This window comes from Dehalococcoidia bacterium (assembly GCA_003597995.1).
Classification (GTDB): domain Bacteria; phylum Chloroflexota; class Dehalococcoidia; order Dehalococcoidales; family UBA1222; genus SURF-27.
In genome coordinates, this window is record QZJY01000004.1 from 1 (window position 1) to 14,782 (window position 14,782).

Genomic DNA, 14,782 nt, shown 5'->3' on the forward strand with positions numbered 1-14,782 from the left:
CAGCTTGAGTTCGGCAAGTTTTCTGTACTCCCGGTAGGTCAGGGTTTTGCCGACCTCCGCGGTGGAAAAATACTTGCCGTCCCGGTACTTGTAGTGGTTGTACCGCACGTCCTCGGCGATAATGAGCCGGATGGGGTATATCTTGCAGAGTTCCCGCACCACCTTCAGCCGGCACTCCACCTTGCTTTTCTGTGTTGGAGCCAGCCAGTAGCCTTTCCTTTTCCGGTTGTCGAACCGGGCCGGTCTGCGAGGTGTGTTACGGTGCCTCCTGGCCCGGCGCAGGTTCCTCCGGGTCTCCATCTTCTGTGGAACGCCGTCGGGTAGAAAAGCCATCGCTTTGAGCTCGATCCGCCTGTGAGAGGCCACGGATACGCCGTCGTATTTCGCGCCGGGGTCTTCGGCTAAAGCCGTCATCTGCGTCTCTTCGCCTACCGCTTTGGTCATCTGTACGTAGAAAAGCCCCAGCTTGTTCCTCCGGGGCTTCGCCAAGCCGTCCCGCATTAACAGGCGGGCTTTCCTCGGTGTGGTAGGCATGAGAGGTTTGCCGTCTATACTTACCACCGGTACCCTGGGTTGCTTGTTTGGTTCCATAGACATAAAGAGGATACTCCTTTCTCCCTTGCGGGAGTGATTGTCGCTTTGGCGACGTCCACAGGGCTTAGGCTGGTCTTGGCCAGCCGCGGCATTGAGCGGTTCTGCCTCACATAATCCGGACTGGCGAAACATCCGGAAGTGATTGGGTAGCCCTGTGAACCCTTGCAACATCGTGCCGCCTAGTCAGCCTGTTACCCTTGTCCCCGCCAGGACAAGCCCCTGACTTTAGTCAGGGGTGGTTGACATATAGCTAAATGCTGAATATTCCCTGCGGCGAGTAAATCTTTACCGACGGCACGTAACGGTCTATCCGTATTGTTACATTTTCGTTTTCCTCATAGGTTTCCGTTACTTTTTTCGTGGCGCCGACGACTATGTGGGTGCCCAGGTTGCCGCCTGCCGCGCCGGAGGCTATAGCTATGCCTACATGCGCCGGTTTCAGCGGCAAGATGGGCGTCTTGATTTTTACCCGGGACCGGTTGGCAGAAGGTGGGAGAAAACAATCCTCCGCTTTCTCAAACAGGCGTGATTTAAGCATTTCCGCCATAACCTCGTCGGCGTCAACCTGGCTGTCCCGGAACAAGTCCACCGGTTTTTCCGACGGTGGAACGGTAAACGTTTTTCCGTCGCCGGCGTCCAGAGGGAGCAAAACATCCGGGCCTCCGCGAGCCAGGCCGACCAGCGTTTCACGCTCCGTTCTGGCTTCCGGGCCGGCGTTTGGTTTTGCCCGTCTGTAGCCAAAAACCACTACCTGTTTGTAAACGGGATAGTCGTCATCGGTAAACCGGTAAACAGACATGTTCTCGAATCGCGAGACCAGCAAATAGGCCGAGTCCTCCAGAACGGTCTGCGGGATGCAGTACATCAACAAACCCCCTGGTTGAAGGCGCTTGTCGGTGAGATCGCGCAAGAAGTTTGTCTCGACCCGTTTGCCGTCTTTGGTTGAATACGGGGGGTTGAGCCACATCGCCGATATCGCCCCGTTGGTCATGCGGATGCTTTCGTAGCCGCAGGCCGCCGCGTGGTCGAGCGCCGTCTTTGCCTTTTCGGCCCGGGCGACCTCAAGTTCAATTCCATAGGTTACCGGCCGTGCTCCTTTGGCGCGTAAATCTTCGGCCATTTGCCTTAAAGCCGCCCCTTCGCCCGCGCAGGGGTCAAACAGGTTTACTATACTGCCGGGTTCTACAGCCAGACGGCTGCAAACCAGCTCCATCTGACGCGGCGGCGTGGGGTAGTAGCCTCCCTTGGCTTCTGATGCGAATCGGGCCATTAACGCGCCTCCCCGCTCAGGATTTTGCTTGACGGTGTGGGCTCCCAATACATGTCGCGCTTTACGCGCAAACCGGAGGGGCCGCGCAACCCTTGAAGCTCATCTAAGCTAAAACTGCCGAATTCTTTCTTGAAGCCGTCAACAAGACCGAAGAATAGTCTTTCCTCGGGATCGTATTCTGTCGCGTACCATGTCCAACTTGTCCAGGGAGCGAAGAACTTGGCTATTGCCAGAGGGTCGCTTTGGTTTTTGGTTGCGCCCAACGGCGGCAACATTTTTTCCAGTTTTTTTGTTAATAGCTTCACTTTCATTGCTCCTTTCGGCGGGTTTTGTTTTAAACGCCCGCATTAATTTTTGTTGCTAAAAAAACAAAAACCCCATCTTGAACTGGGGTTTTTGTTTCGACTACCATTTTAATTTGTCTCCAGGACTATGTTTCCTGTGTTCCTTTTGCAGATCCTCAATTAGAAGATTGCAATATCTTTGGGTCATATCGAGCGAGACGTGTCCCATTATCCGCTGTAGTATAAATAGGTTTCCCCCGCTCCTTAGAAACATGACCGCGAAGGTGTGCCGAAATATGTGAGGCCGCACCTCGACGTTTTTAATACCAGCCTTTCGGCCGTATCGGCGCAAATGCATTCTAACTCCAGAGCCGGTAATGGTTTTTCGTCGGCGACTAAAAAAAATCCGATCTTCATTGGTCAGAGAATGCGCCATTATCCACTGGCGCATGGCTTTTTCTGCATTCCGGCCAAAAGGCACTAAACGCTCTTTCGAGCCCTTACCATAAACTTTTATTACATGTTGATCAAAAAATATATTATTAACCTGGAGAGCCAACGCTTCAGAAATTCGCAATCCGCAATCAACCAGCGTTAAAATTAACAGCCTTTCTCGCTGACCGATAAATGTATTTATCGGTATTACTGAAAGCAAGACATGAAGCTGTTCCACAGAAAAACTGTTAATAACTTTTTGAACCCTTCTGAAATAAGTAAGATTTTCAGACGGGTTCTCTTTGATTCTCTTGGTTTGGTGTAGATACTTGAAACAACCACGGATTGCTTTAATATGCTTATTTATTGTAGAAATCGACACTGTCCCGGGTTTAAAATCCAATCTACTTCTCTCTTTTAAGTAATTTATGTAATCTTCTAGAATCTGGTATGTAACATCTTCGATTTCTTTTATGCCTCGTTTGGTTAAATATTTTAGTGTTAGATGGAGGCACGTGGAATACCCTTTCAGGGTTTCTTGAGCAAAACCTCTGCTTTTTGCATAACTTAGTGTTTGGTTTATTACATCAGAGATTAACATTTTACGCCCCTCTCGTTACCGTTAATTTAAGAGAGACCCCGATGCGCTGTGCACGGAGTCTCTCTTTTTCTTGATTATTTTTGCGCTTTACTTTTGGCAATCCGCAACCGCTTTTAATTGCTTTTGCAATGTTGCCGTCGCAGTATCGTCTTCTAGTGTGCGCTGTACGAGAAAATCAGCGATTTCGTTGAGCAACCCGGCAGATACATCGTTTGCGAAGTTTAAAACAGCGATTCGTGTTGGCAACGGAATCCAACAACTAAAGTCGTTGTGTAGATAACCCCCGATACCATCAATGTAATCGGTCTCATCCCGTACTAAAAACTTCTCGCTTCCAATATTGGAGTTGATTTTTCTCACCACATATCCTTGTGGTAACTGTACCCCAATAGGCGCTATGTTTTCAATAAAAATCGCTACTTCTCTTGCTGCTGCAAACAATTTTTTGGTAGCACGTGAATGTTCGGTTCCTGCACGTTCAAGCCTTTTGAGCGAATTTATGATATTGTTGTCGCTCATAAAAACACCTCCCGCGTTTATAGCCCGCCGGCCTTTTTATTTGTTTGGGTTGAATAACTTGACCCAAAACGCTTAAAAACGGGCTTTGTTTTAATTACCCGCATTAATTTTTTGTTGGTAAAAAAGAAAACCCGGCTATTGAAGCCAGGTTTTTTTTCGACTACCATTCATTGGTCAGCAACGGTCCCAAGATATCCGCTTCACACTCACCGGTTTCTTCACCCCACTGATTGCGCGGTGCCAGCAGGGTGCCGTTCCAGTTGTAATCCCGGCCGCACCGGTCGCAGGTGTTGGTAAAACCGGTGCATTCTACGGTTTTCCCGCAGTCGCAAACAACTTCAACGTAGCAGGAGATTAGCTGCCGGACATATCGCACTGAACTGGGTACTTTCTTAACAATGTATCCGCCAGGCATCCGCCGGGTTGTTCGGGGCATAACCACTCACTCTCCTTTAGTTTTCTTTACCAACCTGGCTGCGTCGCAGATGACCGGGTAAAACCGGTCGTCGAATTCGCATCGCTCGGCTACCGCTTCCAGGACAACATATGCAATCCGATTAAGCAACACGGAATGTACCGTCCCAAGCGCATATTTGAGCTCCTTATGAATGTTTTTGTCGTAGGTGTTCACGCCTTCGGCGATTAGATTTACTCCCTCGCGGATGGCGTCAATTTTTTCTACCATTCTTTCATCCATCTTATAAAGGGCAGGCCCCGGCGGCCCGCCCTTTCTCACCTCCTCAATGTTTGGTGAATCCGGGGCGGGCCAGGCCGCCAAGATAGTAGCAAAGACAAAGCAAAAACCGGCCGAATAGCCGGTCGTTTTCTTTATAAAGTTATTTCTTCAGGCTTTTAGTGGTACTTACGCCGTGGCACAAGCCAGTTCGAAATCAAACAGTGTTATTTTTTGATCAGCGTTTTCTTTGATAGAAGCAACTATTTCATCAATCCTGTCTAGAACATTATTATCATAATAAAATGCGTGACACGATGGACACTCAAACATTGGGATGTTGGCAATAACCAATACCATGTCTCCAACTTTATATTGCTCGCAATTTGTGGTTTTTTCTAAGGAAGATCCACATTCACATTTCATGATAAACAACTATCCCAGTTCTTTTAATTTCCTTAACGAAAACATCATCGTCAGAAAGCATTTCTTCTGGTGAAAACAGGTGCGGTTCGACTCTATCATCAAAATCCTCGAAAATATCCATTGCTTTTACTGACTCATTTAGATAATCACATTCCCTATAGTCCGGTGATATTAAAGCAATGTCTATGTCACTGCACTCATGCTGTGTACCTTTAGCAAATGAGCCAAATAGAATTACTTTTTGCAGATTGACCTTATCTAATACGCTTGACATTATATAATTAGATAAGTTTCTTACAAATTCCGAAGATATCTGCAAAGCCATAATAACATCTCCTTTGTGGAGTTAAGAAGTGAAGCGGCACGTTGACTTGTTAAATCCTTGTTTAATTTTCCTCTAATCCCTGGATACCTTGTTGCAATATAAAACATGGAAAGACTTTTTAAGAAGTTTTTCTGTTGTGCACCCAACAACTTCCAGATATCAGCATCTTTTGCTATCAAATCAAGTTTGTGAATCTTTTGAGGAATTTTATCGTTTTGTTGAATTACTGCTTTAATCGCTTTCTCGATTGACTGTTGGCACATATAGGCCATATACAGGTATCGCTTTTGCTCACGATACAGATAGTTGGCAACTTCGAAATCTTCATATGCGATTTCAAGCCAATCGTCAATCAATTTACGTTTATCCTTCCAGAATTTTTTATGCATATATTTTACACCTTTCAATGCGAAATTACAAGCATCCCAACTACCCCTAGGACTTCGCTATTCTGTTCTTGGGGGTAGTTAATATGACGGGCTTGCCGTCTACACTTATCACCGACGCCCCCGGATGTTTCGATCTCTGCCCCGGCACACACCACTCGGGGCAGTTTAGTTTTACCGTCATCCTAAGCGTATTTCCTGATCTTTTGCGGCGGCAGAAAAACATCATCTTTCCGCCTGCATATTTCCATCACCGGCACCAGGTACGCCAAGCCGCGAAGGTATATCCTGTCTCTATCGCTTCTTATCTCGTGGCGTTCCACTATCGGTTTCATCGGCGACCAATCGACCGGTTTCACCGGGTAATACGTCAATTTAACCCTTTGACCGGTTCTTAACATTTTTACTTTTTTTACGTATTCCTGAGCAAGACGTTCGGCCTGTTCTAAATACGTTTCGTCGCACAGCGGCTCCGGGTAGTTAACCAAATCTCTTTTCAACGCCATTTGCATCTCCGATGAGCGCAGACCCCCGGCCGGGCCTGCGTCCAAACCACCTTCCTTCTTTCGTGATTTCTTCGCAGGCCGCGCCGGACGGCCTATATACCGATTTTAAACTTTTCTACCGTTTCCTTTGCCTCAACAAACCACCTCGGCTGCATGGCCGCTTTCCGCGCCTTCAGCACCGGCGTCAACAGGTCAACGTTTAATTCGCTTGACAACGTTTTTACCTGTTTCACCGCTTTTTGCGGGTCGCCGTCGATTTCGTTGCTTAAAATCGTTAAAGCGGCATGGTACTGGTGGTACTCAAGATGCCTGCGCCAGCGCGACCAGACTTCATTGAGCCACCATGCGGCGAAGGCGTGGTCTTCAAGCCACCAGGCCGGCCACTGCGATTTTGGTTGCAGACCTACGCGGCGCAACTGGAAACCGGTCAGGCGCATAGCCGGATGTTTGCGGTAGCGTTGAGAAGGGTCGCCGGGCTGGGTTTCGACTCCGCCGTTTTTCTTGTTACGCTTGCAATCTGCAAGCACTTCGTTTTCGCTTTTGTCGGACAGGAGCGATTTGAACGTCACCACGCCCCCGCTCCTGCCGCAACGGTAGCAGTAAAATACTGCTTTTTCGCTGTTCAGTCTCAAGTGACGCTGGCGGCCGCGGTCGCCGCAGAAAGGACATGGGGATGTGTACTCTCCCTGTTTCCTGGGCAGGGGCCGGGCGTCTATGCCGTGCTCTTCGGCTACGGCAATGATGCTGGGGAATATGGTTTGAATTGCGATCACTCCTTTCTCTCTTTTTGCGGCGGGCTTTGTTTTGTGAATCGCCCGCATGGTTTTTTGTTACTTATAAAAAGAAAAACCCGGTTTGACCGGGTGAATGGCTTAAGCCGGGATAGGTTATTCAAGATTTTTTCGGACACCATTTTGGGGGGTAAAGGTACGCGCGTACCTTATCGTCTCCAGTCGCCCGCCGATAGCAACCCAACACATCCCCTGTCCTTTAAGCATCAGTGATACTAAATGCTTCCGATCCCGCAAATCTCCCGCCTGTAAAGCGAAGGCTCTCAGGACTGCTTTCTCAAGCCCCCGCCTTCAGGCGTTGATAATTGACACTTCTACCAAAAGTGGTATAATTAAAGGACAGGGGACGAGGCGTTGTCAGAAGTGTTGTCCGTTGCACTCCCGAAGAAAAGGGAACTGAAAGGCAACTCCATGAGCCTTTCGTCCGTTGTAACGCGCAAAGGTATGCGCATACCGCACTCCCGAAGAAAAGGGAACTGAAAGAACACCTGCTCAATCCGCTGCGCTCCCGAGGAAAAGGGAACTGAAAGCTCGGCTACAACCAGCAGCCTGGGCAGGTTCTTCAGTAGTTGCGGCAGCAGCCTGGTCCCATCGCCACGCCGGACGACCAGCAGGGGAAACTCCGCGCCGCCGAGTTCCAGTATTCCAGCCAGCGGAGGCTCAGCCGGCTTTATGCTCGCCGGCTTCACTTCCCTGGCCTTCCTGTACAGCTCCGCGATCGCCATCCGCCGGATGCACTCGTCAGCGGACGGCTGGCTGCCGGGCATGGTGTAGATGTTGAGGGTGTACTCACCCTCCAGCCTGTGCCGCCAGACGACGCCGAACCGGGCCAGCCTCTTGAGCGCCCGGCCGCCTTTCTTGGGCGGCCAGAGGCTCTCAAGCTGGAACCCGGCGGCGACGCCGCAGTTTTCCAGTATTTCCACCGCTACCTTCTCCCTGTCCGTCAGGTTGGCGGCCATCGGCTCCACCGGCGCGCCATAAATGATGCTGTAGTTGCACAACGATGAAAACGGTGAAATCGTTTTGTCCGGTTTTATATTGATCACCGCCTCAATTTAGTCTTACCGGCATAAGCAGAGACAAATAACCCTCTTCGCCGGCCGGTTCGATTATTACGGGTGACATTTCGCCGGTCACGCCGATTATGATTTCATCGGTATGGATAACCGATATCGCCTCGATAAGATATTTGCAGCAAAAGGCAATTTCCACCGTTCCGGCGTCGCCAAGCGTTTCCGCTGACACTTCTTCGTGCGCGCTGCACGACGCGCTCTCTTTGTGCAAAACGATTCCGTCCGGCCCGGCCGTCATGTTGACCGGAGCACCGTCCTGGTCTAAAAGCACGAACACCCTCTTCAAGGCGCTCAGCATTTCTTTTGCCGATACCTTGAACCCGGCGGCGCGATTTTTCGGGATAACGGTATTGATGTCCGGGTACTGGCCGTTTATCAGTCGCGCCACTATACTGATATTTCCTGTCTTGAAGTAAGCGTTTTTATCGGACAGTAAAATCTCCATATTGTTTTCAGCGTTAATTATTTTTGATATTTCGTTTAAGACTTGAGATGGTATAATCGCTTCCGTTTCTTGGTTGACTGACTCAAGAGACGTTTTAAACCAGGCCATGCGGTGAGTGTCCGTCGCCGCCATTTCGATGTTGGCTCCAGATGTCTTTAGAAAGACGCTGTTGAATACAGGCCTCTTTTCGTCTTTAGAAGCTGCAAAGACAGTCTGTCTTACGGCTTTTTTGAAAACGTTCGGCGGGACGCGGACGGCGGCGCATTCTTCCGGCTTTACCTCCGGCAGATGCGGATATTCTTCCGACGGATAACCGCTTAATACGGTTTCCGATTTGCCGCTTTTTACTCTTAACGTGTTACCGCATTTTTCCAGAAATACCATGCCGTTTTCAAGATGGTTGAACAGGCTGGTGGTGACGCGTTCCGGGACGACTATCCCGCCCGGCTCGATTACCTCCGCAGCTGTTCGCATCGTCGCGCCTTTTTCAAGGTCCGTCGCTTCGATTGTTAAACACCCGTCGCCGGCGGTAATTTTTACGCCGCCCAGGATCGGTATCGGGCTTTTCGCCGATGCGAATCTCCCCACTGTTTGCATTGCCTGTAGAAAATCATTTCTGCCTACGGATACTTTCACAAAAACACTCCTTTCGGCGGGTTCGCTTAAGACTGCCCGCAAAATATTTTTTCTTAAAAAAAAGAAAACCCCGGGGGTCCCCAGGGTTAATTTTGATCGAGTCTGAATTCGATTGAGAATGTCACGCTGTCTCCTATAATCTCATTGCCGACTTCCGCCGGCACTTCGTAGACGATCTTGACGTCGGCGATCTGGCCGGCCGCCAGGTTGCCGGCGGAAATTGAAGACCCGTTAAGGGCGTCTATCGTTCCGCTGACGACGGCGACGCCTTCTCTCTCGATAGTCAGCAGCGCGCTACCGCTGAGCTCTCCGTTGTCCGGATCAGGTTCGCTGGGCGGCGTCACGCCGGGGTCGTTAACCACATCTTTCACCATGACAGACAAAACGCCGTCTATCGCTCCGGCGTTCTCAGCGTGCACGATGACCGGGTTGTCTATGTTGTTGCTCCCCGGAACTACGTTGCTCACGTCGATGTACACCGGCACGTCAGGGTCGTTATGGCCGTCCAGTTTCAGGTCGAAGTTTGCCTGAGCAAGCCTGTTGTTGTTGCTGGTCTCGGTATCGGTGAAATACGCGACCAAACAGCCGGCGATGAGGCTGCCGACCACAACGATGAGTATTACTGTTATTAATAGTTTTTTTCTGTGCACATTCACCTCCCCCTTTGGGGGAAGAGAGGCTTAAAGCCTCTCTATCTTAGATTTCTAGGGGATCTGGTTAAGCGTTACACGAACACCGAAGGTGACGGAGTCGTCGTTGATCTCGTTGCCGGCGCTGGTGGGAACTTCGTATGTCACGGTCAGCGCTTTGCTGCCGCTGGCGGCGATGGCGCCGAGCTCATAAGACGTCCCCGGCAGGCTATTGACTGTGCCGGTAGCGATAACCGTCGCGCCGTCCTTAACGGTCAGCGTGGTCGCATTGCCGAGTTCGCCGTTGTCCGGGGTGGGCTCGTTGTCGGGAGTCGTCCCCGGGGCGTTGACCACGTTTACGATTTCAAGGTACGCCGCGCCGGCCACGGTGCCGACGTTCTGCACGTTGACGGTCGCGGGAGAAGACAAGTTGTTGCTGCCCGGGACGACGTCCGCTACGTTGATGTATACCGGTACGTTGGGATCGTCCTGGCCGTCGAGTTTCAGGTCAAAGGTCGCGGCGTCCAGTTTGTTGAGGTTGCTGGTCTCAGTGTCGGTGAAGTAGGCGATCAAGCCCCCGCCGATTGCGAACGCGGCCACCAGGAGAGAGGCCAGAAGCACGATTCTCTTGGAAAACAGTCTTTTTAACACTAATTTTTTCCTCCTTGTTTTTTTAATAATTTTTTTTAAAAGCGTCTTCTTCTTACGAAGCTTAACGTCCCGGCGCTTTCTTTCCGGTAGCAAGTTTAACGACGGCCGCCATTTTTTGTTTCCCTACCCCCTTTCCCCATAAAAAAACAAAAGAGCGTCTCCTGCACGGAAAACGCTCTCTTTCACAAAAAGACGATTAGTATATTTTAACAATTTCATCCAGGTAAGCGCCGTTGTAGCCTCCAATCACGTACATTTTATCGGCGGACATCGCAGCCGACGTGGTGCACCTGGCGAACGGCAATTTTGCGTTGAGAACAACCACAGTACTCGTCGCCGGATTAAATTCCACGATTTGGTCATTAAACTTACTACCCGCTTCGTAGCCGCCAAAGACATATATTTTATCTCCGAACGCCACCGCCGACGTGTCGCCCCTTGCGGTCGGCAGTTTTGACGCCAGGTCGGTCACTGTGTAGGTGGCCGGGTCGAATTCCACGATCTGATCCGTAAATCTGCCGCCAAACACGTATATCCTGCCGCTGCTCGCGGCCGCCGCCGAGAGGAACACCGCGGTTCTGGGCAGTTTTGGGGTCAATATCACCGCGGTTCCGGCCGCCGGGTCGAACTCTATTATGTCGTTGCAGGGTGAGCTGTTCTCGTTATATCCGCCGAAGTAATAAACCTTACCACCAGCCGCGGCCGCCGCTCCAGACTGTCTGGCGGCCGGTAGCTTCGACGCCAGGTTTACCACGCCGCCGGTCGCCGGGTCAAACTCCACTATGTCGTTTAGACGTCCGCCGCCATACCCGCCGAGCACGTATATTTTGCCGCCGCTTGCAGCCGCTGCCGTGTACGCCCTCGCCGTCGGCAACTTCGACACCAGGTTAGTTACGTTTTCGGTCGCCGGCTCAAGCTCCACTATGTCGTTATGATACCCGCCGCCATACCCCCCGAACACATAGACGCTGCTTGCAACCGCCGCGGAAGTAAAGCCTCTTACCGCCGGCAGCTTCGACGCCAGCGTTGTCACCTGGAACTCCGCCGACCCGCCGCTTATCGCGGCTTTCAACCGGTTGCCGCCGCCTGTCTCGCCGTCGGCGCAGAGCGCAAGCAAACCGCCGGCAACGTTCATCAACTCTCTGGTTTTCGCCAGCACATAGCCCAAATAAGGCACGTGGAAGATCTTTTTGCCTTCTACTTTGCTCCTTACGACGAGCATATCGTCCGGATCTTCGTTTGCGTCGCCTTTGGTTTTGTAAAACGTTTCACCGTTTTCAACGGTTATTTCTATAATTCTGTGCAAAATGCGGCTGTCTTCTTGACGAAAAGCAACGATGTCTCCGCTGCTAATTTCAGTTGCAGAATCCACAGGGATAGTTACCACCAGAGAGCCAACCGGGATGGTTCGGCCCATGCTCGCGGTCTTCACCGCGTCGTACCGCCAGCCTGCTTTGTTCACTGTCACAACCATGAACAGGATCAGCAAAACAACCAGAGCGCAGGCGATATAGTCGAGTTTGAGTTTTTTGATCATCCAAAAACCCCCTTATATTGGTTGTTGTCGGGTTTACCTCACCCTCATCGCTTTTATCTGCGGCTCGGACAACGCGGCGCCTTTTATCGCCGTCACTTTGTACCAGTATTTGGCGTTTTTCGCCAGCCCGGTTTCCTCATAATCGCCGGCGCTTAAGTTGTCAGCCAGCAAAGTATAGTCGCCGTCCAAACTCTCGGCGCGTTCTATCCTGTAAGTCACGCCGGGGGTCGGGCAGGTCATCGTCAGCGTTGCTCTGCCGCCGGACGTTTCCACGTCAACGGACGGCTTCATAGGCTCCGCCGGTACCTTTATCCTCACCGGCAGGGAGTACATGCCGTTGTCCGGCTTGACCCGGAAACGGTAAGTCGCGCCGGGCGTTAACCCGGCGACGGTGTGGGACGTGGCCGTGAGCTCTGTTGCCGCCTCCCACGCTCCGCCGGATGAGCGCTGGAGGTAATACTTTCCTGCCCCGGCCACCGGGTTCCATGTGACCTCCGCTGAGCAGTTGCCGGCTGTCGCTTTTATGTCTTTTATTACGTTTGAGGCGCTGTAGCCTACGGACACTGCTCTTTCATTCGAAAAGGCGGTCGTAATGCCGCCGTCCGCGCCGTACTTGCTTTTAACGCGGTAAAGGTACTGGCTGTCCCTGTCGATGTCTATGTCCCTCAGAGTTACAACATTGCCGTTTAATGTTTCAGTTACCGGCACAGCAACCCAGTCGCCCGTAGATTTTCTCCGTTCCACAAGGCAAGAGTGGTATCCCTGGACGCCCGGCAGGTTAACGGTCAGGTAAACGCTCCCGTCACTTAGAACCGCGTCTGATATCACCGGCGGTTCGAGATTAAGGGCGGCCTCTTTCACATTCGACCAGGGGCTTGTCTCGCCGGCGTTGTATTCGGCTTTGGCCCGGTAGTAGTACATGCAGTTGCCCTGGACGTTGGAGTCTCTTATTACCATCACGCCCCCGCCGGCGGAAACGACGGTAAAAGCAGCGGGCGAAAAGTTGGCATTGTCCGCGCTGCGCTCAAGGAGCAGCTCCTGGAGGTAATCCATGTCGGAAACGGTTACGTTTAACTCGACGTAAGAGTTGCTTGACGTATCGGCGGAGTTGATCACGGGCGCGACGGGATTATACACTTCTTTCAGCGCGTTCCCCTCGACGACGCCGCATCTACTTCCATCCGATTTGTAAGCGTATTCCGTGCTATGATCGTTCAGTATGTCTACCCCAAACCACCTGGAGCTGCCTTTGGGGTCGCTCACGTCCGCCGCGTCGTCGTTGCTCCATTGTATTTCAAAGTCCATCGGGTTCTCACGCGTGTACAAGGCTAAAAAGTCAAACCTGATTTTTGTCACCGGCTGAGTAATATTGCCTATCTTTATCCCTTCAAAACCTTTTGCGCTTGTGCAAATGCCGGTGGTCCGATTATAAGTGTAAGTTGTGCGCCATCCTGTATAATGGTCCTCGTCAAAAAGATAGCCGGCGGAGGGACCAAAGGTATAATTATCGCTTCTGTTTGCGCCTACTCCAGCCCAACCGTGATAAGGTGGAATACTACTGGAAAATTGCGCCGTTAAGCCCGTCAGTTTAGTCGCGCCGTTATATAAACCCACCTCGTCTATATTCATGGCAGGGTCGGCAGCATTCGGAGGAATGGCGTAAACCAATATCCTCATGTATTTCGCGCTGACGGGCTCGCTCAGGTTAAAGGTCACCCACACCGGGCCGGGGTTCGTGCCGTCGTTCCAGTCGTTGTAATTATCCGTTATTCTGTTCAAGGCCAGCCCTGCGTCCGCCCTTCCGGGCAGAAACCAGACCGCCGAAATTATGAACGCCGCGAGCAAAAGCAGCGTTATGGGGACTTTATGTTTTTTCACGTTTTTGTTCCACTCCTTTCACTAAACAACACTCCTCACCTTCCCGCTCATCCTGCGTTTCTCCATGTCAATCCTATCCACGACAACTTTCACCCCGTCGCCTTTTTTGACTTCGCCGAACTTCAACGGCCAGCAGAGCACGTCCACGCCCGGCTCCAAATTGACGAATATCCCGTATCGCGGTGTGAAACCGGTGACCACGCCGGCGTATATCCCACCTTCGACGTACTTGACGTCGGCCCAGGGGTCGGGCACGAAATCCTTAATCGATACGACCAATTTCTGGTTATCATGGTCAACGCCTATTATTTTTACGTCGAACACGTCGCCCGGTTTAACGATCTTCCGGGCGTCGGTCAGTTTGGCGTGGGTCAGCTCGCTTGAGGGCAGGCTGGCTATCACGCCGTTTATCTCCACTTCCGCCTCGTGGAATTTCACGCGGCGGGCGATAGCCGTTCTAACCTGGCCTTCTTTCAGCGAAGGCCAGATGTTCGCCGCCATCTTTTTCATCGCCATGCTGCGGGAAGCGGTGAAAAACCCTTCCCGCTGACTTACGTAGGTAACCACGAAAGACACCGGCTGGCCCAAAAGTGCGGCGAGCCGGCTGCGATTGACATGCTGTTTTTCGTCCACGGTTATCCCGGTTTCATGCAGCGGGATCATTCCTTTTGAATCCTCTCTTGAAACAATTAAACATAAAACGTCTTCTTCGATGTCGCCGTTTTTCAATGTGTGCTGTTCCACACCGGTGACCGGCCATTGCAGAATGCCTCTGCTCTGGTACGATGCGTACACCTCGGGCCACACGTCTTTTACAAAGACTCTTTTTGTCGTTTCCACAACGTCATCTCCTTTGATTTTTGTGATTTTTTTACAAACCCCAGAAGCCGTCCGGGCTTGCCGGCTTGAATCCTTCTTGCCATCCGTTGCCGGGTCCGCCGGCGGTTTTTCTCCATTCCGGCGTGTACTCCGTCACCGGCCGGATCTCCATTTGTTTCGCCAGCGGGTGCCTGGTGTAGTCCATTTTTTTCAGCATCAGCGGTTTGTGCGGGTACATCATCAGTATCGCTTTGTCCTGCGGCAGCCGCATGATCTCGTCGTCGGTCAGCAAATATCGTTGCCT

General features: G+C 51.5%; 20 protein-coding genes. All 20 read right to left on the minus strand.

Annotated features, from left to right (window positions below):
• The coding region (locus tag C4542_00450; protein ID RJO63167.1) for a hypothetical protein at window positions 1-597 on the minus strand (597 nt) is incomplete at its 3' end.
• A gap of 247 nt (window positions 598-844) precedes the next feature.
• Entirely contained in the window at window positions 845-1,864 is a 1,020-nt protein-coding gene (locus C4542_00455) for a hypothetical protein (GenBank protein RJO63150.1), read from the minus strand.
• Complete coding sequence (locus C4542_00460; GenBank protein ID RJO63168.1) at window positions 1,864-2,169, minus strand: DUF2958 domain-containing protein; 306 nt, start codon at window positions 2,167-2,169, stop codon at window positions 1,864-1,866. Before C4542_00460 ends, C4542_00455 begins: the two co-directional genes overlap by 1 nt.
• A 100-nt stretch (window positions 2,170-2,269) precedes the next feature.
• Window positions 2,270-3,184, minus strand: coding sequence for a hypothetical protein (locus C4542_00465; GenBank protein ID RJO63151.1), 915 nt, complete (start codon window positions 3,182-3,184; stop codon window positions 2,270-2,272).
• Window positions 3,185-3,271: 87 nt separating this feature from the next.
• Window positions 3,272-3,703 carry a hypothetical protein gene (locus C4542_00470; GenBank protein ID RJO63152.1) on the minus strand — a complete coding sequence of 144 codons (432 nt, stop codon included), beginning with the start codon at window positions 3,701-3,703 and terminating at the stop codon, window positions 3,272-3,274.
• Window positions 3,704-3,863: 160 nt separating this feature from the next.
• Window positions 3,864-4,118, minus strand: a complete 255-nt coding sequence (locus tag C4542_00475) for a hypothetical protein (GenBank protein ID RJO63153.1) — start codon at window positions 4,116-4,118, stop codon at window positions 3,864-3,866.
• Window positions 4,119-4,145: 27 nt separating this feature from the next.
• Window positions 4,146-4,388 (minus strand): hypothetical protein, encoded by a 243-nt coding sequence (locus C4542_00480; GenBank protein RJO63154.1) that lies wholly within the window; start codon window positions 4,386-4,388, stop codon window positions 4,146-4,148.
• A 177-nt stretch (window positions 4,389-4,565) separates the two neighbouring features.
• Window positions 4,566-4,802 carry a YgiT-type zinc finger protein gene (locus tag C4542_00485; protein ID RJO63155.1) on the minus strand — a complete coding sequence of 79 codons (237 nt, stop codon included), beginning with the start codon at window positions 4,800-4,802 and terminating at the stop codon, window positions 4,566-4,568.
• Entirely contained in the window at window positions 4,792-5,127 is a 336-nt protein-coding gene (locus C4542_00490) for a nucleotidyltransferase domain-containing protein (protein RJO63156.1), read from the minus strand. The genes C4542_00485 and C4542_00490 overlap by 11 nt, the downstream gene beginning before the upstream one ends.
• Complete coding sequence (locus C4542_00495) at window positions 5,097-5,516, minus strand: HEPN domain-containing protein (GenBank protein ID RJO63157.1); 420 nt, start codon at window positions 5,514-5,516, stop codon at window positions 5,097-5,099. Before C4542_00495 ends, C4542_00490 begins: the two co-directional genes overlap by 31 nt.
• A gap of 182 nt (window positions 5,517-5,698) precedes the next feature.
• Entirely contained in the window at window positions 5,699-6,064 is a 366-nt protein-coding gene (locus C4542_00500; GenBank protein RJO63158.1) for a hypothetical protein, read from the minus strand.
• A 47-nt stretch (window positions 6,065-6,111) separates the two neighbouring features.
• Window positions 6,112-6,840, minus strand: a complete 729-nt coding sequence (locus tag C4542_00505) for a hypothetical protein (GenBank protein RJO63159.1) — start codon at window positions 6,838-6,840, stop codon at window positions 6,112-6,114.
• Between the two features lie 302 nt (window positions 6,841-7,142).
• Entirely contained in the window at window positions 7,143-7,856 is a 714-nt protein-coding gene (locus C4542_00510) for a hypothetical protein (GenBank protein ID RJO63160.1), read from the minus strand.
• A 4-nt stretch (window positions 7,857-7,860) separates the two neighbouring features.
• The gene (gene dnaN, locus C4542_00515) at window positions 7,861-8,964 is read right to left on the minus strand and encodes a DNA polymerase III subunit beta (GenBank protein RJO63161.1); all 1,104 of its coding nucleotides are present in this window, start codon (window positions 8,962-8,964) and stop codon (window positions 7,861-7,863) included.
• Window positions 8,965-9,050: 86 nt separating this feature from the next.
• Window positions 9,051-9,620, minus strand: a complete 570-nt coding sequence (locus tag C4542_00520) for a hypothetical protein (protein RJO63162.1) — start codon at window positions 9,618-9,620, stop codon at window positions 9,051-9,053.
• A gap of 48 nt (window positions 9,621-9,668) precedes the next feature.
• Window positions 9,669-10,337: a hypothetical protein gene (locus C4542_00525; protein ID RJO63163.1), complete on the minus strand. Its 669-nt coding sequence runs from the start codon at window positions 10,335-10,337 to the stop codon at window positions 9,669-9,671.
• 103 nt (window positions 10,338-10,440) lie between these two features.
• Entirely contained in the window at window positions 10,441-11,781 is a 1,341-nt protein-coding gene (locus C4542_00530) for a signal peptidase I (protein ID RJO63164.1), read from the minus strand.
• Between the two features lie 33 nt (window positions 11,782-11,814).
• Window positions 11,815-13,659: a fibronectin type III domain-containing protein gene (locus C4542_00535; GenBank protein ID RJO63165.1), complete on the minus strand. Its 1,845-nt coding sequence runs from the start codon at window positions 13,657-13,659 to the stop codon at window positions 11,815-11,817.
• Window positions 13,660-13,680: 21 nt separating this feature from the next.
• Window positions 13,681-14,499 carry a S1 RNA-binding domain-containing protein gene (locus C4542_00540; protein ID RJO63166.1) on the minus strand — a complete coding sequence of 273 codons (819 nt, stop codon included), beginning with the start codon at window positions 14,497-14,499 and terminating at the stop codon, window positions 13,681-13,683.
• A 31-nt stretch (window positions 14,500-14,530) separates the two neighbouring features.
• Window positions 14,531-14,782: type IV secretory system conjugative DNA transfer family protein (locus tag C4542_00545; GenBank protein ID RJO63169.1), on the minus strand; the 252-nt coding region annotated here is incomplete at its 5' end.